At 72.0% G+C, this 21,730-nt stretch carries 13 protein-coding genes and 2 tRNA genes; 12 read left to right on the forward strand and 3 right to left on the reverse strand.

Features of this window, described 5'->3' with window-relative positions:
* Nucleotides 1-30: 30 nt before the first annotated feature.
* Nucleotides 31-1,935: an alkyl/aryl-sulfatase gene (locus ASF78_RS15080; RefSeq protein WP_056591146.1), complete on the forward strand. Its 1,905-nt coding sequence runs from the start codon at nucleotides 31-33 to the stop codon at nucleotides 1,933-1,935.
* Nucleotides 1,936-1,955: 20 nt separating this feature from the next.
* Nucleotides 1,956-3,647 carry a SulP family inorganic anion transporter gene (locus ASF78_RS15085; protein ID WP_056591149.1) on the forward strand — a complete coding sequence of 564 codons (1,692 nt, stop codon included), beginning with the start codon at nucleotides 1,956-1,958 and terminating at the stop codon, nucleotides 3,645-3,647.
* Between the two features lie 18 nt (nucleotides 3,648-3,665).
* Here the strand turns inward: ASF78_RS15085 and ASF78_RS15090 are convergent.
* Nucleotides 3,666-3,736 (reverse strand) — tRNA-Gly (locus tag ASF78_RS15090).
* Nucleotides 3,737-3,843: 107 nt separating this feature from the next.
* On the opposite strand from ASF78_RS15090, the gene ASF78_RS15095 reads away from it, so the two are divergent.
* The 8 genes from ASF78_RS15095 (at nucleotide 3,844) to ASF78_RS15130 (ending at nucleotide 11,781) form a co-directional block, all read left to right on the forward strand.
* Nucleotides 3,844-3,917 (forward strand) — tRNA-Pro (locus ASF78_RS15095).
* Between the two features lie 162 nt (nucleotides 3,918-4,079).
* Nucleotides 4,080-5,372, forward strand: a complete 1,293-nt coding sequence (locus ASF78_RS15100) for a glycosyltransferase (protein WP_056591151.1) — start codon at nucleotides 4,080-4,082, stop codon at nucleotides 5,370-5,372.
* A gap of 184 nt (nucleotides 5,373-5,556) precedes the next feature.
* On the forward strand, nucleotides 5,557-6,963 hold the full coding sequence (gene tig, locus ASF78_RS15105) for a trigger factor (RefSeq protein ID WP_056591154.1): 1,407 nt from the start codon (nucleotides 5,557-5,559) through the stop codon (nucleotides 6,961-6,963).
* Nucleotides 6,964-7,185: 222 nt separating this feature from the next.
* Nucleotides 7,186-7,785, forward strand: a complete 600-nt coding sequence (locus ASF78_RS15110; RefSeq protein ID WP_156374199.1) for an ATP-dependent Clp protease proteolytic subunit — start codon at nucleotides 7,186-7,188, stop codon at nucleotides 7,783-7,785.
* 34 nt (nucleotides 7,786-7,819) lie between these two features.
* Complete coding sequence (locus tag ASF78_RS15115) at nucleotides 7,820-8,521, forward strand: ATP-dependent Clp protease proteolytic subunit (RefSeq protein ID WP_056591158.1); 702 nt, start codon at nucleotides 7,820-7,822, stop codon at nucleotides 8,519-8,521.
* A gap of 234 nt (nucleotides 8,522-8,755) precedes the next feature.
* Nucleotides 8,756-10,036 (forward strand): ATP-dependent Clp protease ATP-binding subunit ClpX, encoded by a 1,281-nt coding sequence (gene clpX, locus ASF78_RS15120; protein WP_056591159.1) that lies wholly within the window; start codon nucleotides 8,756-8,758, stop codon nucleotides 10,034-10,036.
* Between the two features lie 30 nt (nucleotides 10,037-10,066).
* Nucleotides 10,067-10,381, forward strand: a complete 315-nt coding sequence (locus tag ASF78_RS15125) for a chorismate mutase (RefSeq protein ID WP_056591160.1) — start codon at nucleotides 10,067-10,069, stop codon at nucleotides 10,379-10,381.
* A gap of 203 nt (nucleotides 10,382-10,584) precedes the next feature.
* The gene (locus tag ASF78_RS15130) at nucleotides 10,585-11,781 is read left to right on the forward strand and encodes a hypothetical protein (protein WP_056591164.1); all 1,197 of its coding nucleotides are present in this window, start codon (nucleotides 10,585-10,587) and stop codon (nucleotides 11,779-11,781) included.
* Nucleotides 11,782-11,942: 161 nt separating this feature from the next.
* Here ASF78_RS15130 and ASF78_RS15135 read toward each other — a convergent pair whose 3' ends face one another.
* Together ASF78_RS15135 and valS are read right to left on the reverse strand one after the other, a co-directional pair.
* A complete protein-coding gene (locus tag ASF78_RS15135; RefSeq protein ID WP_056591167.1) occupies nucleotides 11,943-13,745 on the reverse strand; it encodes a long-chain fatty acid--CoA ligase in 1,803 nt (600 codons plus the stop codon).
* A gap of 1 nt (nucleotide 13,746) precedes the next feature.
* Complete coding sequence (gene valS / locus ASF78_RS15140) at nucleotides 13,747-16,386, reverse strand: valine--tRNA ligase (protein ID WP_056591172.1); 2,640 nt, start codon at nucleotides 16,384-16,386, stop codon at nucleotides 13,747-13,749.
* Between the two features lie 174 nt (nucleotides 16,387-16,560).
* Here valS and ASF78_RS15145 point away from each other — a divergent pair, with 174 nt between their 5' ends.
* Both ASF78_RS15145 and ASF78_RS15150 read left to right on the forward strand, forming a co-directional pair.
* A complete protein-coding gene (locus tag ASF78_RS15145; RefSeq protein WP_056591175.1) occupies nucleotides 16,561-20,400 on the forward strand; it encodes a Pls/PosA family non-ribosomal peptide synthetase in 3,840 nt (1,279 codons plus the stop codon).
* Nucleotides 20,397-21,719, forward strand: a complete 1,323-nt coding sequence (locus ASF78_RS15150) for a M1 family metallopeptidase (protein ID WP_200940631.1) — start codon at nucleotides 20,397-20,399, stop codon at nucleotides 21,717-21,719. The genes ASF78_RS15145 and ASF78_RS15150 overlap by 4 nt, the downstream gene beginning before the upstream one ends.
* Nucleotides 21,720-21,730: the final 11 nt, after the last annotated feature.

Here is a 21,730-nt window from a genome sequence, read left to right on the forward strand (position 1 = left end):
AGACGTCCACCTCGTCACAGTGGGGGAAGCATGACAGAGAGCAGCGGAACCACCCCGAAGCCGGCCGCCGCGCCGATCGTCCGGGCGCACCAGGCACTCCTCGAGAGCTTGCCGTTCGCGGACCGGCAGGACTTCGAGGACGCGACGCGCGGCCTCGTCGGACGCCGAGAGCCGAACGTCGTCACGGCGCAGGACGGCACCGTCCTGTGGGACAACGCGTCGTACGCCTTCCTGCAGGGCGACGCGCCAGAGACGGTGAATCCCAGCCTGTGGCGGCAGTCCACACTCGTCGCGACGGATGGGCTGTTCGAGGTGGTTCCGGGGATCTACCAGGTCCGCGGAGCAGACCTGTCCAACATCACGTTCGTCGAAGGTGACTCCGGTGTCATCGTCATCGACCCGCTGATCTCGAAGGAGACCGCAGCGGCTGCGATGGAGCTCTACCGCGAGCACCGCGGTACCCGGCCCGTCGTCGCGGTCATCTACACCCACTCGCACGTCGACCACTTCGGTGGCGTCAAGGGCGTGACCTCGCAGGAGGACGTCGACTCCGGCCGGGTGCGCATCTACGCACCCGAAGGCTTCGTCGAGCACGCCGTCTCCGAGAACGTCTACGCCGGCACCGCCATGGGTCGCCGGGCCGGCTACATGTACGGCGCCGCCCTGGCACGCGATCCCCGGGGTGGGGTGGGGGCAGGCCTCGGGCAGACGACGTCGACCGGCACCGTCACCCTCATCGAGCCCACGGACCTGATCACGACGACAGGTCACGAGGAGGTCATCGACGGAGTGCGGATCGTGTTCCAGATGGCTCCGGGCACCGAGGCCCCGTCGGAGATGCTCTTCTACTTCCCGGACCACAAGGCCCTGTGCGCCGCTGAGGACGCGACGCACACCTTGCACAACCTGTTGACGTTGCGTGGTGCGGTGGTCCGCGACCCGCACGCATGGGCGCACTACCTGACCGAGACGATCGACCTGTTCGGTGGCGACATCGAGGTCGTGTTCGCCTCGCACCACTGGCCCACGTGGGGCAACGAGCGCGTCGTCGAGTTCCTGTCCCTGCAGCGCGACCTGTACGGCTACCTGCACGACCAGACGCTCCGCCTGCTCAACAAGGGGCTGACCGGCCCGGAGATCGCGGAGGAGCTCGTGCTGCCGCCGGCGCTGGAGAACGCCTGGAGCACACGTGGCTATTACGGCTCGGTCAGCCACAACGTCAAGGCGATCTACCAGCGGTACCTGGGCTGGTTCAACGGCAACCCGGCCACGCTGTGGGAGCACACACCGGTGGAACGGGCGAAGCGGTACGTCGAGCTGGGCGGCGGTTCGGACGCCGTCGTCGAGAAGGCGCGCGCATCGTTCGAGGCGGGCGACTACCGCTGGGTGGCTGAGCTCGTCAACCACGTCGTGTTCGCGCAGCCGGACCACGCCGCCGCGCGCGAGCTGCTCGCCGACACGTACGAGCAGCTGGGCTACGGCTCGGAGAACGGCACCTGGCGCGACTTCTACCTCTCCGGCGCGGTCGAGCTGCGCGACGGTCAGTTCGGCACCCCGACGGAGACCAACGCACCCGACGTCATCGCGGCGCTGACCCCGTCGATGCTGTTCGACGCGATCGCGATCCAGGTGGACGGACCGAAGGCGTGGGACGAGAAGCTCTCTCTCGACGTGGTCCTGACCGACGTCGATGAGCGGTACCGGCTGCGCCTGGGCAACGGCGTCCTGACCTACAGCTCCGCCGCCCAGTCCGGCGCCGCGGACGTCACGCTCACGACCACCCGGCACCGGCTCCCGGCTCTCGCCGGAGGTGACCTCACGGCGGACGGCCTGGCGCGGGCGGGCATCGAGCTGAGCGGCGATACCGCGGTGCTCGGCCGTCTCGGCGCGGTGCTCGATCCCGGCGACAAGAACTTCGCCATCGTCACCCCGTGACGGTGGATCGAGAAGGCACCGTGGGTACGCCCGCTGCTGCGGAGAAGCTCGCCTTCGGCCGCCCGACCCCGCGAGACGTCAGCTCGGGGTTCGTGACCGGGCTGTTCTCCATCCCCGAGGGCATGGCATACGCGAGCATCGGAGGGTTCGCGGCGCCGCTCGGGCTGTGGTCCGGGGTCGTCCCGACGATCGTGGGCTCGGTCTTCGCACGCACGGTTCTCATGGTCACGACGCTGACCAGCGCGATCGCGTTGTCGTCGCAGAGCGTGCTGGCCGCGGCCGGGCTCGACCCCGGTGACCTCGGAGGACTCGCGACGCTCACCGTGCTGGTGGGCGTCGTCATGCTCGTGATGGGGCTGCTCAAGCTCGGCTCGGTCATGTCGTTCGTGTCCACCGCCGTGATGACCGGGTTCACGACAGGCATCGCGCTGCAGATCGTCGCGGGCGTCATCAAGGACGCCACGGGCTACGTCCCTACCCCGCACAACACGCTCGGCAAGGTGTGGGACGCGGTCGTGCACGTGGGCAGTTGGGACCCGGCGACCGTCGTCGTCGCTCTCGCGACCGTCGCGGTGTGGGCGGCGTTCCGGTTCGTCAGGCGGCTGACGTCCTACGCGACGCTGATCGCGCTGCTCGTCGTGTCCGTCGGGTGCGCCGTGGTGCGGCCGGACGTCGAGCTGGTGCAGGACATCGCCGCGATCCCGCGTTCCCTGCCCCCGTTCTCGCTGCCCGACCTGAGCGCCGTGCCCGCGCTCGCCGCCGGCGCGATCGCGATCGCGCTGGTCGGGCTGGCACAGGCCGCAGGGATCGGCGCCGCGGTCAGGAACCCGGACGGCTCGCGGCCAGACGCGTCGAAGGACTTCACCGCGCAAGGCCTGGCGAACATCGCGGGCGGGTTCTTCTCCGCGCTGCCGACCGGTGGGTCGCTGTCCCGCACGGGTGTCGGCACGAGCGCCGGCGCGCAGACCCGCTGGTCGGGGATCTTCGCCGGGGTCTGGCTGGCGCTGCTCGTGCTGGCCGTCGGACCGGTGGCCGGGCAGATCCCGATGGCGGTCATCGGCGGCCTCCTGCTCGTCATCGGCGGCGAGCTGATCGCGGGGCGGGCGGGTGACATCGTCCTCGTCCTGCGCACGTCACCGCTGTCCGCGACCGCGATGGTCGTGACCTTCCTCGCGACGACCCAGCTCCCGCTGCAGGACGCCATCTTCATCGGCGCTGCGCTGTCGATCCTGCTCTATGCCTTCGCCGAGTCCCGACGGGGCCGGCTCGTGCAGCTCACTCCCGACGGCGACGGCGGGTGGCTCATCGACGACGCCCCGCAGCAGATCCCGTCCGATCGCACCACCGTCCTGCACTACGTCGGCGGCGGCTTCTTCGCTGAGATCAACCGGCTCGAGGACGAGTGGCCCGACGCCCGCGGCACCCACGACGCGGCAGTCGTGCTCTCCCTGCGCGGCTCGGCGGGCATCCCGTCCGCGACGTTCCTCCGCGCGTTCGAGCGGGCCTGCCTGCGCCTGCGCGAGCACGACGTCCAGCTCGTCCTGTGCGGCGTGCCACCGAGCCTGCACCAGCTCCTCGAACGTTCCGGCACGCTCGACGTCCTGGGCCGCGACTCCGTCGTCCTGGAAACACCGCGCCTCATGGAGTCCGTGACGGCCGCATACGAGATCGCCGAACGGGCGCGAGGCGGGAAGCCGGGCGTGTCACCCTGACCTGCACAGAGGAAGGGGAGCGGACGACGGGAATCGAACCCGCGTAGCCAGTTTGGAAGACTGGGGCTCTACCATTGAGCTACGTCCGCACAGGTCCGGCTGCCGCATGCTCAGCCCGGACCGCGGCACCCAGGGTACCGGGTGTGCGAGGGCGCATCGTGCACCTCCCTCGGCCCCCGGGCCTGGTGGGGTGCGCCGGGATGTGGCGCAGGTTGGTAGCGCGTCCGCTTTGGGAGCGGAAGGTCGTGGGTTCGAATCCCGCCATCCCGACAGAGAGAGACCGAAGCGGCGGGGCTCGCACGGTCGCCCGTCCGACGGCGCCTGCGGAGCTCGGACCCGATCCTGGGGTGGCGTTGAACCGGGGGATGTATCAGGGCGAATCGCCCAGGATCTTGGTCGGGGAGTGCCCCCGTCACCTCTCGGAGAACCGTCATGAGCAGGATCCTGTTCGCCCTCACCCCCGTCACCGGCCATGTGCGACCTGCGCTGCCGCTGTCCCGCGCCCTCGTCGAGGACGGTCACGACGTCGTCGTCTACACGGGCCGCAAGTTCGGGCAGGCCGTCGCCGCGACCGGGGCGAAGCATGCGCCGATCGTGCAGGGTCGCGACCTGGACGACGCCGAGCTCGAGGCCTGGTCGACGGCGCACGGCGCTCCCGCTCCCGGGATCAGGCGGGTGCAGTGGGACGTGCTCCACCACTTCGTCGCCACGGTCCCCGGGTTCCTGGCCGACATCGACACCGTCGTCGCCGCCGAGCGTCCCGACGTGATCGTCATGGACAACGCGTTCGTGGCGGGGGCGATCGCCGCGCGCCGCCACGACCTGCCGTCGGTGCTGTTCTCGGTCTCGCCGCTGGCCCTCTCCAGCAAGGACACGGCGCCGTTCGGCCTGGGACTGCAGCCGCCGCGGACCGGCCTCGACGGACTGCGGCACGCGCTCCTCGGCTGGTTCACGCGCACGGTCGTGTTCCGGGACGTGCAGAGGGCGGCCGAGCGGATCGTCGCCGACGCGGGCCAGCCCGTTCCGGACGGCTTCTTTCTCGACTGGGCCCAGACCGAGGTCACCCGCGTGCTGCACCCGTCGATCCCGTCGTTCGAGTACCCGCGCAGCGACCTGCCGGAGCACGTCGAGCTCGTCGGCCCATTCCTGCCGGCGGGCATCGACCGGTTCGACCCGCCCTCCTGGTGGGACGACGTGCTGGCGGCGCGTGCGACGGGCCGCCCGGTCGTCCTGGTCACGCAGGGCACGGTCGCGACCGACCACGAGCGGCTCCTCTGGCCGGCGATCGACGGCCTTGCCGACGAGGACGTCCTCGTCGTCGCGACGACCGAGCCGGTCGGCGCTTACCCGGCGAACGTCCGGGCGACGCCGTTCGTCCCGTTCGACAGACTCCTGCCGCTCGTCGACGTCCTGGTCACCAACGGGGGCTTCGGGGGTGTCCAGCAGGCGCTCGCCGCGGGCGTGCCCGTGGTCGTCGCCGGGCGTTCGGAGGACAAGGCTGAGGTCGGAGCGCGGGTGGTCTGGTCCGGTGTCGGTCTGGCGCTGCCCACCGACAAGGTCTCGGACGGCACGACGTCACGGGCGGTCCGCGACGGGGTGCGCCGGGTGCTGGACGACCCGTCGTTCGCGCGTCGGGCGGCGGAGCTGGCGAACGAGTACGCCGGGTACGACGGCATCGCACGGAGCGTCTCGGTGATCACGGAGGTCGCGGGCGCCGGACGGTGAGGAGCGTGGGCGGTCCCACAGCCTCTCGGCTTGGGAGCGTCGCTCCCCGTGGCGTAAGGTCGAGGGTCGCCAGCGTGCGGTCGTCGGCCCCGTTCTCGGGGCGTGGGCGACGGCGTGCGGCCCTGAAACACCGGAGATCGCCGGAGTCGCCGGCGCCCGCCCCGATCAGTTGGAGACCATCGAAGTGAAGAGCGCCGTCGAGACCCTGGAGCCCACCAAGGTCAAGCTGACCGTCGAGGTGACGTACGACGAGCTCAAGCCGAGCATCGATCACGCGTACGAGCACATCGCCCAGGACGTCGTCGTCCCCGGCTTCCGCAAGGGCAAGGTGCCGCCGCGCATCATCGACCAGCGCGTCGGCCGCCCGGCCGTCCTCGAGCACGCGATCAACGAGGGCCTGTCCGGCTTCTACGCCGAGGCCGTCCGCGAGAACAAGCTGCGCCCCCTGGGCCAGCCCGAGGTCGAGGTCACCAAGGTCCCCGGTCTGACCGCCGCGCCCGCCGGCGAGGAGGGTGAGCTGCACTTCACCGCTGAGGTCGAGGTCCGCCCCGAGATCACCGTCCCGGCGCTCGACGGCATCGCCGTCACGGTGGACGACGTCGAGGTCTCCGACGAGGACGTCGCGGCCCGTCTCGACGCGCTGCGCGAGCGCTTCGGCACGCTGGTCGGCGTCGACCGTCCCGCGGCCGAGGGCGACTTCGTCGTCATCGACCTGACCGCCACGATCGGCGACGAGCAGGTCGACAACGTCTCCGGCGTCAGCTACCAGATCGGGTCGGGCAACATGCTCGAGGGGCTCGACGAGGCGCTCACGGGCCTCTCGGCCGGCGAGTCGACCACGTTCGAGACGGCCCTCGCGGGCGGCGACCACGCCGGCGAGACCGCTCAGGTGAACGTCACGGCCACGACGGTCAAGGAGCGCCAGCTCCCCGACGCCGACGACGACTTCGCGCAGCTGGCCAGCGAGTTCGACACGCTCGAGGAGCTCACGGCGGACCTGCGCACGCAGGCGTCCAGCATCAAGGCGTCGAACCAGGCCGTGCAGGCCCGCGACCTGCTGCTCGAGCAGCTGCTCGCCGGCACGGAGATCCCCGTCCCGGCGGGTGTCGTCGAGACCGAGGTGCACCGCCACCTCGAGGGTGAGGGTCGTCTGGAGGACGACGAGCACCGTGCCGAGGTCGGCGAGCAGGCCACCACGGCGCTGCGCAACCAGATCCTCCTGGACACGCTCGCCGAGCAGCTCGAGATCAAGGTCAGCCAGAACGAGCTGCTCGACTACCTGGTGAACGCGTCGCGCCAGTACGGCATGGACCCGAACACGTTCATCCAGACCATCGACCAGCAGGGTCAGATCCCGACGATGGTCGCCGAGGTCGCGCGGTCCAAGGCGCTCGCCGTCGCTCTGCGTCGCGTCGCCGTCACCGACGGCTCCGGCCAGGCCGTGGACCTGTCCGAGTTCATCGGCTCCGACGCCGAGGACGCCGAGGAGGCAGCCGCAGCGACCGCGACCGCGTCCGACGCGGCGTCGGACATCTCCGCGTTCGACGTGTACGACGACGAGGTCGAGACGGCCGAGGACACCAAGGCCTGACCTGCGCTCGGAAGGCCCCGCACCCCGTCGGGTGCGGGGCCTTCCGCGTTCCCCGGGGGTCTGCTCTGCCGACAGCGAAAACCCGCGGTGGCGGGACATGGGCGGGCGGGGGTCCGCGTTAGGGTCACTGCATCGCACGGGTACCCGGACCGGGGATCGACGTGCGGTGCAGGACAGACGTCACCGTCAGACGAGGGAGCCTTCGTGAACGAGCTAGCGCCGATGATGGCCAGGGCCGACAGCCCGGCCTTCGGCCTCAATGACTCCATCTACAACCGGCTGCTGCGCGAGCGCATCATCTGGCTCGGCTCCGAGGTGCGCGACGAGAACGCCAACGCCATCTGCGCGCAGATGATGCTGCTGGCCGCGGAGGACCCGGACAAGGACATCTGGCTGTACATCAATTCGCCCGGTGGCTCGATCACCGCGGGCATGGCGATCTACGACACGATGCAGTACATCCAGCCGGACGTCGCCACGATCGCGATGGGCATGGCCGCGTCGATGGGGCAGTTCCTGCTCTCGTCGGGCGCCCAGGGCAAGCGTTACGCCCTCCCGCACGCCCGCGTGATGATGCACCAGCCCTCGGGCGGCATCGGCGGCACCGCGACGGACGTGCGGATCAACGCCCAGCTCATCCTGCACATGAAGAACGTGCTCGCCGAGCTGACTGCCGCCCAGACGGGGAAGAGCGTCGACCAGATCAACTCCGACGCCGACCGTGACCGCTGGTTCACCGCCCCCGAGGCGCTCGAGTACGGCTTCGTGGACAAGGTCGTCACGAAGGCCGACGCGGTCGCCGGCGGCGGCGGCACGGCCTGACGGCCTCCCACCCTTATCTTCTGAGGAGAAGCTCATGAGCATGGAATCCCAGTTCATGGCGCGCGCCGGGATGCTGGCGGGGCCGGGTGGCCTCGCGCCGTCCTCGCCCGCCGCCCGGTACGTGCTGCCGCAGTTCGAGGAGCGCACGGCCTACGGCTTCAAGCGCCAGGACCCGTACACGAAGCTGTTCGAGGACCGCATCATCTTCCTCGGCGTGCAGGTGGACGACGCCTCGGCCGACGACGTCATGGCCCAGCTGCTGGTGCTGGAGAGCACCGACCCGGACCGCGACATCATCCTGTACATCAACTCGCCCGGTGGCTCGTTCACGGCGCTCACGGCGATCTACGACACGATGCAGTACATCAAGCCGCACATCCAGACGGTCTGCCTCGGGCAGGCCGCCTCGGCGGCGGCGGTGCTGCTCGCGGCCGGCTCGCCCGGCAAGCGTCTCGCTCTGCCGAACGCGCGCGTGCTGATCCACCAGCCCGCGATGGAGGGTGGCGGCTACGCGCAGGCGTCCGACATCGAGATCCACGCCAACGAGCTGATCCGCATGCGCGAGTGGCTCGAGCTGACGATCGCGCACCACACGGGGCGGGACATCGAGCTGGTCCGCAAGGACATCGAGCGCGACAAGATCCTCACCGCGCAGGCGGCGCTGGAGTACGGGATCGTCGACCAGGTGCTCGCCAGCCGCAAGGGCGTCGTCCCGACGACCGTGCAGGCCAAGTAGCGCTTTCGCTCGAGCCGGACACGCTGCGGCGTGTCCGGCTCGAGCGTGTCGGTGCTGGCGCCGCGCGACACGCCGGACAGATGTCCAACAACACGCCGGACTCGCCGAGCCGTGTGTTCGGCTGACATCGGGGCCCGGGTGGTGTGCAATGGGGGAGGACGCGCACCTTGCGGGGTGACGTGCTGACGACGCACCGCCCGTCGGGCGGAGGGCGACACGAGGAAGGGGATCGACGTGGCTCGTATCGGGGACGGGGCCGATCTCCTCAAGTGTTCGTTCTGCGGCAAGTCGCAGAAGCAGGTCAAGAAGCTGATCGCCGGGCCTGGGGTCTACATCTGCGACGAGTGCATCGAGCTCTGCAACGAGATCATCGAGGAGGAGCTGGCGGAGGCCACGGAGGTCGGCCTGGTCGAGCTGCCGAAGCCGAAGGAGATCTTCGACTTCCTCGAGCAGTACATCATCGGCCAGGAGTCGGCCAAGCGGGCGCTCGCGGTGGCGGTCTACAACCACTACAAGCGGGTCCAGGCCGGTGAGGCGCGGACGTCGACGACCGACGACCACATCGAGATCGCGAAGTCGAACATCCTGCTCGTCGGCCCTACGGGCACCGGCAAGACGTACCTCGCGCAGACCCTCGCCCGCATGCTGAACGTCCCGTTCGCCATCGCGGACGCCACGGCCCTGACGGAGGCCGGCTACGTCGGTGAGGACGTCGAGAACATTCTCCTCAAGCTCATCCAGGCAGCCGACTACGACGTCAAGAAGGCCGAGTCGGGGATCATCTACATCGACGAGATCGACAAGATCGCCCGCAAGAGCGAGAACCCGTCGATCACCCGCGACGTCTCCGGTGAGGGCGTCCAGCAGGCACTGCTGAAGATCATCGAGGGCACGACTGCCTCGGTGCCGCCGCAGGGCGGACGCAAGCACCCGCACCAGGAGTTCATCCAGATCGACACGACGAACGTGCTGTTCATCGTGGCCGGTGCCTTCTCCGGGCTCGACGACATCATCGCGGCCCGGGCGCGCAAGCGCGTCGTCGGCTTCGGCGCCCCTCTGCTGGAGGCCGTCGACGAGGGCGACCTGTTCGCGGAGGTCCGTCCCGAGGACCTGCAGAAGTACGGCCTGATCCCCGAGTTCATCGGGCGCCTCCCGGTGGTCGCCGCGGTCTCCCGCCTCGACCAGGAGGCGCTCGTCCGGATCCTCACCGAGCCGAAGAACGCGCTGGTCAAGCAGTACCAGCGGATGTTCCAGATCGACGGCGTCGAGCTCGAGTTCGACGAGGAGGCGGTCGCCTCCATCGCGGACCAGGCGCTGCTGCGCGGGACCGGTGCACGTGGCCTGCGGGCCATCATGGAGGAGGTCCTCCAGCAGGTCATGTTCGAGGTGCCCAGCCGTGATGACGTCGGTCGGGTGGTCATCACACGGGACGTGGTGCTGGAGAACGTCAACCCGACGCTGATCCCCCGGGACAGCGGCGAGGAGAAGCGCACACCCCGCGAGAAGAGCGCCTGACGGGTCCGTCATCCGCCTAGGATCGCGATCGTGAGCGACCTGCCGACCCCGATCCCTGCCGAGCTGGCCCGCCTGCGCGGGAGCATCGACAACATCGACGCCGCGCTGGTGTACCTGCTGGCGGAGCGGTTCAAGGCCACCCAGCAGGTGGGCGTGCTCAAGGCGACCACGGGTCTGCCGCCGTCGGACCCGGCGCGCGAGGAGCAGCAGGTGGGCCGGCTGCGCGAGCTGGCGCGCACCGCCGACCTCGACCCGGTGTTCGCGGAGAAGTTCCTCGCGTTCATCGTCGAAGAGGTCATCCAGCACCACGAGGCCATCGCCCAGGGGCACGCGCAGCGCGACTGAGAAGTCCGAAGGGGTGTGCCGGAGCGCCGCGCAGGGTGAGGGGCGCGGAGCGTCACTCGCCCGCAGCGGAGCGCAGGCTCGGTCCGACCACAAGATGGGGTGGCGCCGCGTGCCGCAGGAGCGGAAGGTAGGTGGGGTCAGCTCCGGCCGGCCGCGGGGGTGAGTGTGCGGCAGCCGGGGATCTCGATCCCGGAGGGATGCCCATGGACCTGCACTGGCTCAAGCCGCTGCTCGGACGGCCGTCGCCGTTCACGACCGTCTACCTGGACGCGACGAGGACCGGCGCGAACGCTGACGCCGAGGCGGCCGACCGCTGGAGGGCTGTCCGACGCGCCCTGGAGCGTGACGGCGCGTCTGCGGGGGTGCTCGACGACATCGCCGAGCTGGTCTCCGTCCCGACCGGTGTGCGGGGCCCGCACGGCCGGGTCGTCGTGGCGGACGCCGAGGGGGTCGTCGTCGACCGGGTGCTCTCCGAGCCCCCGGCCCAGTCCTACGCGGTGTTCGGACCCGCACCTGCCCTGCTCCCGGCGGTGCGCGCAGCCGACGAGACGGTGACGTACCTCCTGGTCGCGGTGGACCGCAACGGTGCGGACCTGACCTGGGCCGCCGGCGGGACGGTCCGGACCGAGGGCGGTCCGGAGACCGAGACCGTCGACGGTGGGCACGACGACGTGCACAAGACGCGCGAGGGCGGGCTGGACAGGCGCAGCCAGACGCGGGCGGAGGACTCCTGGGGCCGCAACGCCGAGGCGGTCGCGGCGGTGCTCGACAAGCGCGTCGCTGAGCGGACCCCGGACCTGGTGCTGATCACCGGTGACGTACGTGCGGTCTCCCTCGTGCGGGACGCCGTCGGTCAGCCCACGCGGGAGCTGCTCGTCGACGTGCCGGGGGGCGGTCGGGGCGAGGGTCTGAAGAAGGGGTCGTTCGAGGCGCACGTGGCCGAGGCGCTGGCGGGGTTCCGGACACGGCGCAGCGACGCGGTGCTGGACCGGTTCCGGGAGGCCCAGGGACGCGGTGGTGGAGCGGTCACGGCGCTCGACGACGTGATCGACGTGCTCCGGCGCGGCCAGGTGGCCGAGCTGGTGCTGCACGTCGACTCCCTGACGTCCGGGCTCGCGGACCGCACCCTCTGGGTCGGGCCCGAGCCGCTCCAGGTGGCGACGAGCCAGAGCGACCTCGCCTCGATCGGGGTGACCGGTGGCGCCGAGGAGATGGACGCCAACGTGGCGCTCGTGCGGGCGGCGCTGGGTCAGGACGCCGGGCTCACGTTCGCCGAGGACGGCACCGTGGACCTCGTCGACGGCATCGGCGCGGTGCTGCGCTGGTCCGACGACTCGACCCCGAGCGAGGCGGTCCCGACGCAGTCGGCCGACCAGGCCCGGCTCCGCACGGTGGTGTAACCCCCGGATCCCGCCCGCAACGTCCGAGGATCCGGTCGCCAGGGCGCTCAGAACCTCGGACGTCCCGGTGAGACGCACCGTTGCGTCCGAGGAAGTGAGCGCTCTGGCAGCCACTTCCTCGGACGCTCCGGTGGAGCGAGGGAAGCGAGGGGAGAGCGGGGTCAGTCGCCCCGGGTGTCCGTGTAGAGCGCCTCGATGTCGGCCGTGAAGTCCTTGAGGACCAGCGCGCGCTTCACCTTCAAGGACGGGGTGAGGTAGCCGTTCGCCTCGGTGAAGTCGGTGGTGAGCACGCGGAGCTTGCGGATCGACTCGGCGCGGGACACGGCCTCGTTGGCGCGGTCGGCGGCGCGGTCGAGCGCTTCCAGGACCGCCGGGTGCGTCGCCGCGTCCTGGACCGACAGGGCGGGCAGGCGGTGGTTGGACAGCCAGCCGGGGAGCATGTCGGCGTCGAGGGTCACGAGCGCGCCGATGAAGGGGCGCTGGTCGCCGACGACGACGACCTGGCTGACCAGCGGGTGACCGCGCAGGCGGTCCTCGAGCACCGCCGGGGCGACGTTCTTGCCGCCCGCGGTGACGATGATCTCCTTGGTCCGGCCGGTGATCTTCAGGTACCCGTCGTCGTCGAGCGTGCCGACGTCACCGGTGCGGAACCAGCCGTCGACCAGGGCCTCCGCGGTCGCCTCGGCGTCGTGCCGGTACCCGCGGAACACGTGCGGGCCGGACACGAAGATCTGCCCCTCGTCGTCGACCCGCAGCGCGGTGCCGGGGAACGCGGGGCCGACGGTGCCGACCTTGGTGAGGCCCGGCCGGTTCACGGCGGTCGGCGCGGTGGTCTCGGTGAGCCCGTAGCCCTCCAGCACCTCGACGCCGATGCCGCGGTAGAAGTGCCCGAGCCGCTCGCCCAACGGGGCGCCGCCAGAGATGGCGTACTGCGCGCGGCCACCGAGCGCCGCGCGGAGCTTGCCGTGCACGAGGGTGCCCGCCAGCTTGTGCCGGGCACGCAGGGTGGCGCCGGGGCCGGACCCGTCGAGCGCGCGCGAGTAGTCCTCCGCGGCCCTGGCGGCCCACCGGAACAGCGTCAGCTTCGTGCCCGAGCCGGCTTTCTGCTCGGCCGAGTTGTAGACCTTCTCGAAGACGCGCGGCACGGCCAGGATGAACGTCGGCTGGAATGCCGCGAGGTCGTCGAGCAGGTTCTTCGCGTCGGGCGTGTGTCCCAGGACCGCGCCCGACGGGACGCAGAGCACCTGGATGAACCGCGCGAACACGTGCGCGAGCGGCATGAACAGCAGGGTCCGCGAGCCGGGCTGCGCGCAGACGTCCCCGAGCCCCGCGACGCCGTTGAGCGTCAGCGCGACGAAGTTGCCGTGCGTCAGCTCGACCCCCTTCGGTCGGCCCGTGGTGCCGGAGGTGTAGATGATCGTCGCCAGGTCGTCGGCCCGGGCCAGCGCGCTGCGACGGGCCACCTCGGCGTCGGTGACGTCGGTGCCGGCTGCGACGAGCGAGGCGACGGCGCCGTCGTCGACCACGAGCACGTCCCGCAGGCCGGGGAGGTCGTCCCGGACCTGTGCGACGACCGCGGCGTGCTTGGCGGTCTCGACGATCGCGAGGCGCACCCCGGCATCGGCTGCGATCCAGCGGACCTGCTCCGCCGACGACGTCTCGTAGACGGGCACGCCGAGCGCACCCGCTGCCCAGCAGGCGAAGTCGAGCAGGGTCCACTCGTAGCGCGTGCGGGACATGATCGCGACGCGGTCGCCGGGTTCGACGCCGCGCGCGACGAGCCCCTTGGCGACCGCTGTGACCTCGGCGACGAACGCCGAGACCGTGACCGGCGTCCAGCGGCCGTCGACGATGCGCTCGGCGAACACCCCGTCGGGGTCGCGGGCCAGCCGGGCCGTGAGCAGCCCGGGGATGCTCGCGGCCGGGTCCGGCTCGACCAGGGCGTCCGACCGAAACTCGCGCACGTCAGTCCTTCGGAGCCGGGGGGACCAGGACGGCGTCGCGCGCCACGCACGTCTCGCCCTCACCGTCGACGAGGGTGAGCGTGCCCACGACGCGACCGGCCGCGCGGATGTCGCCGAGCGCCGACTCGACGCCCGCGCGCAGGGCAGCGGGCACGACGAGGTCGACCGACGTGATCTCGGTGCGCATCGACAGCTTGGCCTCGGACTTCACCTTGCGCAGCGCGGCGAGCGCCGAGCCTGCGGCCGAGACGACGCCCGGGTCCGCCGACGTGCGCAGCGGCTCGGCGGTGGGCCACAACGCGCGGTGCACCGACCCCTCGCGCCACCAGGACCAGACCTCCTCCGTCGCGAACGGCAGCACCGGGGCGAACAGGCGCAGCAGCACGTCGAGGGCGATCGCCAGGGCGGCGCGGGCCGAGACGGTCTCCGGGGACGGGTCGCCGTAGGCGCGGTCCTTGACCAGCTCCAGGTAGTCGTCGCAGAACGTCCAGAAGAACGTCTCCGTCAGCTCGAGCGCGCGGGTGTGGTCGTACGCGGCGAGGGCCGTGGTGGCCCTGTCGACGACGTCTGCCAGGCCGGCCAGCATCGCGCGGTCGATCTCGGACGTGACCAGCGCGGGGTCGAGCGAGAGCGGCTCGTCGGCGGCACCGAACGACAGCGCGAACTTCGAGGCGTTGAGCACCTTGATGGCGAGGCGGCGCCCAATCTTCATCTGACCGACCTCGAACGCCGCGTCCGTGCCCAGACGCGCCGAGGCGGCCCAGTACCGGACGGCGTCGGAGCCGTGCTCCTCCAGCAGGCCCATCGGCGTCACGACGTTGCCCTTGGACTTCGACATCTTCTTGCGGTCCGGGTCGAGGATCCAGCCGCTGATCGCGGCCGACGACCACGGCAGCGAGCCGTGCTCCAGGTGCGAGCGGACCACGGTCGAGAAGAGCCAGGTGCGGATGATGTCCTGGCCCTGGGGGCGCAGGTCCATCGGGAACACGCGGCTGAACAGGTCGGGGTCGGTGCGCCAGCCGCCGACGATCTGCGGGGTCAGCGAGCTGGTCGCCCAGGTGTCCATGATGTCGGGGTCCGCGACGAAGCCGCCGGGCACCCCGCGCTGGTCGGCCGTGTAGCCCGCCGGGACGTCGGAGGACGGGTCGATGGGGAGCTGGTCCTCGGTGGGCAGGAGCGGTGCGTCGTGGCGCGGCTCACCGTCCTGGTCGAGCGGGTACCAGACGGGGAACGGCACCCCGAAGAACCGCTGCCGCGACACCAGCCAGTCGCCGTTGAGGCCGCTGACCCAGTTCTCGTACCGGACCTTCATGAAGTCGGGGTTGAACCCGAGCTCCGTGCCGCGGGCCAGCAGCGCGTCGCGCAGGGTCTCGTCGCGACCGCCGTTGCGGATGTACCACTGGCGGCTGGTGACGATCTCGAGGGGCTTGTCGCCCTTCTCGTAGAAGTTCGCCTTGCGCTCGGTCTTCACCGGCTCACCGTCCAGGTCGCCGGTCTCGCGCAGGCCGGCGACGACCGCCTCGCGCGCGGAGAAGGTGGTCTTGCCGGCGAGCTCCTCGTAGCGGGCGCGGGCGGCGTCCGACGCGAGCCAGTCCGGGGTCTCGCGCAGGATGCGGCCGTCGCGACCCACCACGGAGCGCGTCGGCAGCTGGAGCTCGCGCCACCACTGCACGTCGGTGAGGTCGCCGAACGTGCAGCACATCGCGATGCCGGCGCCCTTGTCGGGCTCGGCCAGGGAGTGCGCCAGGACCGGGATCTCGACGTCGAACAGCGGCGAGCGGACCGTCGTGCCGAACAGGTGCTGGTAGCGCTCGTCGTCGGGGTGCGCGATGAGGGCGACGCACGCGGGCAGCAGCTCGGGGCGCGTGGTCTCGATGAAGACCGGCCCGTCGGCACCGTGGAACGCGACGCGGTGGAACGCGCCCGGGTAGTCGCGCGCCTCGAGCTCGGCCTGCGCGACCGCCGTCTGGAACGTCACGTCCCACAGACCGGGAGCCTCGGCCTGGTACGCCTCACCGCGCGACAGGTTGCGCAGGAACGCCTGCTGGGCGACGGCGCGGGACTCCGCGGAGACCGTCTGGTACGTCCGCGACCAGTCCACCGAGAGGCCGAGCCGGCGCCACAGCGCCTCGAACAGCCGCTCGTCCTCGACCGTCAGGCGCTCGCAGAGCTCGACGAAGTTCTTGCGGCTCACCGGCACCTGCGGGCCGGACTTGCCCTCGCCGCCCTCGAACGGGGGCGTGAAGTCGGTGTCGTACGGCAGCGACGGGTCGCAGCGCACACCGTAGTAGTTCTGCACGCGGCGCTCGGTGGGCAGACCGTTGTCGTCCCAGCCCATCGGGTAGAACACCTCGCGGCCGCGCATCCGCTGGAACCGCGCGACGACGTCGGTGTGCGTGTAGGAGAACACGTGGCCGACATGCAGCGAGCCGGAGACCGTCGGGGGAGGTGTGTCGATCGAGTAGACCTGCTCGCGGGTGGCCGTCCGGTCGAAGGTGTACAGGTCCTGCGCGGTCCACGCCTCGTCCCAGCGGGTCTCGACACCGTCGAGCGAGACCCGGTCCGGTACCTGCCGCGTGCCCGTGGTCGTCAGGGGTGCGGCGGGCGAGTCGGACGGCGCAGTGGGGTACTCAGAGCTCATGGGTCGACATCTTCCCAGATAGCTGGGGCGTCGAGGCTCCGTCGACGATCAGGCGAACACTCGGTGAACGGGGCCGGTCACCGCACGGTCCGGCGTGGCCAGGGTGCAAGGATCGCCACTCGCCGGGTCGTGAGCGCATGATCGGGAACACACGATCGGACGGGGAGGCTGGCGATGGCGGCCGAGGGGTTCCTCCGTGCCGACCTCGCGCCCGCCCCGCGCACCCTCCTGGACGTCCTCGAGGCGAGCGCACTGGCCCACGGCGACGCCCCCGCGATCGACGACGGCAGCACGGTCCTGACGTACGCCGAGCTGCTGGTGGCGGTCCGGGCGGCCGCGGCGGGACTGGCCGGTGGGGGCGTCGGACCCGGGGATCGCGTCGGCGTGCGGATCCCCTCGGGCACGGCCGAGCTGTACACGGCGATCCTCGCGGTGCTCGCCGCCGGGGCGGCCTACGTGCCGGTGGACGTGGACGACCCCGACGAGCGCGCGCAGACCGTGTTCCGGGAGGCCGGAGTGGCGCGGGTGCTCACCGAGGGCGACGTGGCTACGCTGCGGCGCACCGCGGAGCCACGCCGCCCGACGCTCGACGACGACGCCTGGATCATCTTCACGTCGGGCTCCACGGGCGCCCCCAAGGGTGTCGCGGTCACGCACCGGTCGGCCGCCGCGTTCGTCGACGCCGAGGCCCGCCTGTTCCTGCAGGCGGCGCCGCTCGGCCCGGGCGACCGCGTGCTCGCGGGGCTGTCGGTCGCGTTCGACGCGAGCTGCGAGGAGATGTGGCTCGCGTGGGGGCACGGCGCCTGCCTGGTCCCGGCGCCGCGGGCCCTCGTCCGCACCGGCATGGACCTCGGACCGTGGCTGGTCGCGCAGGGCATCACGGTCATCTCGACCGTCCCCACGCTCGCCGGGCTCTGGCGTGCCGAGGAGCTGGCAGGCGTCCGGCTGCTCATCTTCGGCGGCGAGGCGTGCCCGCCCGAGCTCGTCGCGCGGCTGGTCGGGGAGGGGCGCGAGGTCTGGAACACGTACGGGCCGACGGAGGCGACCGTCGTGGCGTGCGCGGCGCTGCTCACCGGCGACGGGCCGGTGCGGATCGGGCACGCGCTCGACGGGTGGGACCTCGCCGTCGTGGCACCCGACGGGTCGCCGGTCGAGGAGGGCGGTCTCGGCGAGCTGATCATCGGCGGCGTCGGCCTCGCGCGGTACCTCGACCCGGCCAAGGACGCCGAGAAGTACGCACCCGCCGATGGCCTCGGCTGGGAGCGGGCGTACCGCAGCGGGGACCTCGTGCGCTACGAGCCCGAGGGGCTGGTCTTCGTCGGGCGCGCCGACGACCAGGTCAAGGTGGGCGGCCGACGGATCGAGCTGGGCGAGGTCGACTCCGCCCTGCTCGGCCTGCCGGGAGTCGCCGGAGCCGCTGCGGCCGTACGGCGGACACCGGCCGGCACGTCGGTCCTCGTCGGCTACCTCGTCCCCGAGCCCGGGGTCGAGCTGGACCTCGCCGACGCCCGCCACCGCCTCACCGGCACGCTCCCGGCCGCGCTGGTCCCGCTGCTCGCCCCTGTGGAGTCGATCCCGACCCGGGGGTCCGGCAAGGTCGACCGAGATGCGCTGCCCTGGCCGCTCGCGCGTCCTGACGAGGAGTCCGCTCCCGCCGTCGGGCTGACGCCGACGGGCGAGTGGGTGGCCGAGCGGTGGACGGCGGCGCTGGGCGTCGCCGTGGCCGGACCGCGCGACGACTTCTTCGCGTCCGGCGGCGGGAGCCTGGTCGCGGCGCAGCTGGTGAGCGCGCTGCGCACGAGGTTCCCGACGGTGACCGTCGCCGACGTCTACGAGTACCCGCGGATCGGTGACCTCGCCCGGCGTCTGGACGAGTTCGAGCCGACCGTCGTGGCCGAGGCGCGTGTCGTGGCACCCACACCGTTCCGGGCGCAGGCGGTCCAGACCGTGCTGGCGCTCCCGCTCGCCGCCCTCGTCGGGCTGCGGTGGCTGACCTGGCTGCTGGCGGCGGACGCGGTGCTCGTCGCCACGACCGGGGCGCCCTGGGTGCCCGTCGTGCCCGGGGTCTGGTGGTGGGTGGCGCTCGGGTGGCTGGTGCTCATCAGCCCGCTCGGGCGCATGGGGACCACCGTGGCCGTCGCCCGGACGCTGCTGCGCGGGCTGGAGCCCGGCCGGTATCCGCGCGGCGGGTCCGTGCACCTGCGGCTCTGGTTCACCGAGTCGTGGGCCGCGGCGGCGGGCGCGGAGAACCTGTCCTGCGCCCCGTGGACCCTGCAGTACGCGCGGGCGCTCGGTGCGAGCATCGGCCGTGACGTCGACCTGCACGCGATCCCGCCGGTCACCGGGCTCCTCACGCTCGGCAACGGGTGCGCGGTCGAGCCCGAGGTCGACCTGCGCGGGCACTGGCTGGACGGGGACGTGCTCCGGGTGGGTCGCGTGCGGATCGACAAGCGGGCCACCGTCGGGACGCGCAGCACGCTCGCGCCCGGCACCCGGGTCGGGGCGTGGGCGGAGGTCGCGCCCGGGTCAGCGGTGCTCGACTCCGTGCCGCCGGGCGAGCTCTGGGTGGGGTCGCCGGCGGTGTTCGACGGACCGTCGCGGCGGCACTGGCCGCGTGACAAGGCGCCCCGCGGCGGGCGTTGGGTGGCCGCCTACGGTGCGACCGCCGCCGCGCTGGCCGCGCTGCCCGTGGTCGCGGCCGCGTGCGGGCTGCTCGTGGTCGGGCTCGGTCTGCGGGACGCGACGACCTGGTCCGAGGCGGCGGTCGACGCCCTGCGGGCCGCCCCGCTCGGCGCGATCACGATGGTCGTCGTGCTCGCCGTGGTCACGCTCGTGTCCGTGCGGCTGCTGGGTCTGGGATTCCGCGAGGGGTACCACGCCGTGCGCAGCCGGGCGGGCTGGCAGGTGTGGGCGACGCTGCGGCTCATGGACGACGCACGCACCACCCTGTTCCCGCTGTACTCCAGCATGGCGACACCGGTGTGGCTGCGGGCGCTCGGAGCGGACATCGGCAAGGACGTGGAGGCGTCGACCGCTCTCATGCTCCCCACCCTGACCACGGTCGGGGACGGGGCGTTCCTCGCCGACGACACCCTCATCGGCTCCTACGAGCTCGGGCACGGGTGGCTCCGGGTGGAGCGCAGCAAGGTCGGGAAGCGGGCGTTCCTCGGCAACTCGGGGATGATCGCACCCGGCCGCGCGGTGCCCAAGCGGGGCCTCGTCGCCGTCCTGTCCGCCACGCCGGAGGACGCGCGGGCCGGGACCAGCTGGCTCGGGTCGCCACCCGTGAAGCTGCGGCGGGTGGCGGGGGAGTCGGACGACGCCCGCACGTTCGCGCCCCCGACGCGGCTGCGGGTCGCCCGGGCGCTCGTGGAGCTCTGCCGGATCGTGCCGGTGATCTGCACCTTCGGGCTCGGGGTCGCGGTGCTCCTGGTCCTGCAGGCCGCGCTCGACGCGTGGGGTCTGGGTGCGGCTGCCGCGTCGTCCGCGTTCGTCGTGCTGGCGGCAGCGGGTGTCGCGTGCGCGCTCGCCACCGTGGCCAAGTGGCTGCTCGTCGGCAGGCTCCGCCCCGGGGACCACCCCCTGTGGAGCTCGTTCATCTGGCGCAACGAGCTCGCCGACACGTTCCTGGAGGTCGTCGCCGTGCCGTGGCTGGGACCGGCGACGAACGGCTCGCCTGCCCTGACCGTCTGGCTGCGGACGCTCGGTGCGCGCATCGGCCGCGGGGTCTGGTGCGAGACCTACTGGCTGCCCGAGGCCGACCTCGTGACGCTCGGCGACGCCGCCACCGTGAACCGTGGGTGCGTGCTGCAGACACACTTGTTCCATGATCGGGTCATGAGCATGGACACAGTCGAGCTGGGACGCGGCGCGAGCCTGGGCCCGCACGGGGTCGTGCTGCCCGCGGCGAGCCTCGACGACGGCGCCCGCGTCGGACCCGCGTCGCTCGTGCTGCGCGGCGACACCATCCCCGCCGGGTCCCGCTGGACGGGCAACCCGGTGTCCCCGGCGTGACCCAACCGCCGGAGGACCCGTACCTTCCCGGCCGCCCCGAGGGCGGCCTGACCGTGGACCGGTACGAGCTCGAGCTCGACTACCGGGTGGCCACCAACCGGCTCGACGCGCGCGCCGTGGTGCACGCGCAGGCGTCGCGCCCCGTGGACCGGGTCTCGCTGTCCCTGCACGGGCTGCGCGTCGGTCAGGTGCTCGTCGACGGGAAGCGGCCGTCGCGGTGGACGCATCGCGACGACCGGATCGACATCCGGCTCAGCGCCACGCTCACCGTCGGCGTCGCCCTGGTGATCGAGGTCCGCTACGGCGGGCAGCCGGGTCCGGCGCGCGGACCGTGGGGCGAGGTCGGCTGGGAGGAGCTCGAGGACGGGCTCATCGTGGCCGGGCAACCCGACGGCGCACCGACGTGGTTCCCGTGCCACGACAGCCCCGCCGACAAGGCGAGCTTCTCCGTCGTCGTGACGGCGGAGGCCGGGTACGAGGTGCTCGCCAACGGGCAGCTGGTCTCGCGCACGCCCCGGGCCGGGCGGGTCCGCTGGGCCTATGAGCAGGCCGAACCCATGGCGCCGTACCTGGCCACGCTGCAGATCGGGCGGTACCAGCGCCTGATGCACGGCACCCAGCTGATCGTCCCCTCGCGGCTGCTGGCAGCGGCCGAGCACGACCTCGCTCGTCAGCCGGCGATGATCGCGCTCTTCGAGGACCGGTTCGGGCCCTACCCGTTCGCCGCCCCGTACACGGTCGTCGTCACCGACGACGACCTCGAGATCCCGCTGGAGGCCCAGGGGCTGTCCGTGTTCGGTGCCAACCACCTGGACGGTCGGCGCGGGTCGGAGCGGCTGGTTGCCCACGAGCTCGCCCACCAGTGGTTCGGCAACAGCCTGACCGTCGGACGGTGGCGGGACATCTGGCTGCACGAAGGCTTCGCCTGCTACGCCGAGTGGCTGTGGTCGGAGCAGTCGGGCGGCTGGACGGCGCACCGCCAGGCGCGCTCGGCGCACGCCCGCCTGTCCCTGCTGCCGCAGGACCTGCTCATCGGGGATCCCGGCGCGGCGGCGATGTTCGACGACCGGCTCTACAAGCGCGGAGCGCTCACCCTGCACGCCCTGCGGCTGACCGTGGGGGACGACGTGTTCTTCGACATCCTGCGGACATGGACCGCGCGATACCGGCACGGGACGGTCAGCACGGAGCTGTTCGTCGCGTGCGCGTCCGAGGTGGCCGGCGTCCCGCTGGCGCTCCTCGTCGAGTCGTGGGTCTACCGAGCCGCCCTGCCCGAGCTGCCGCCGGGATCATCCGGCCTGGTCCCGCGGTTAGGGTGATTCGGGGACGA

The sequence above is a fragment of the Cellulomonas sp. Leaf334 genome (assembly GCF_001424195.1).
In the GTDB taxonomy this organism is placed as follows: Bacteria; Actinomycetota; Actinomycetes; order Actinomycetales; family Cellulomonadaceae; genus Cellulomonas.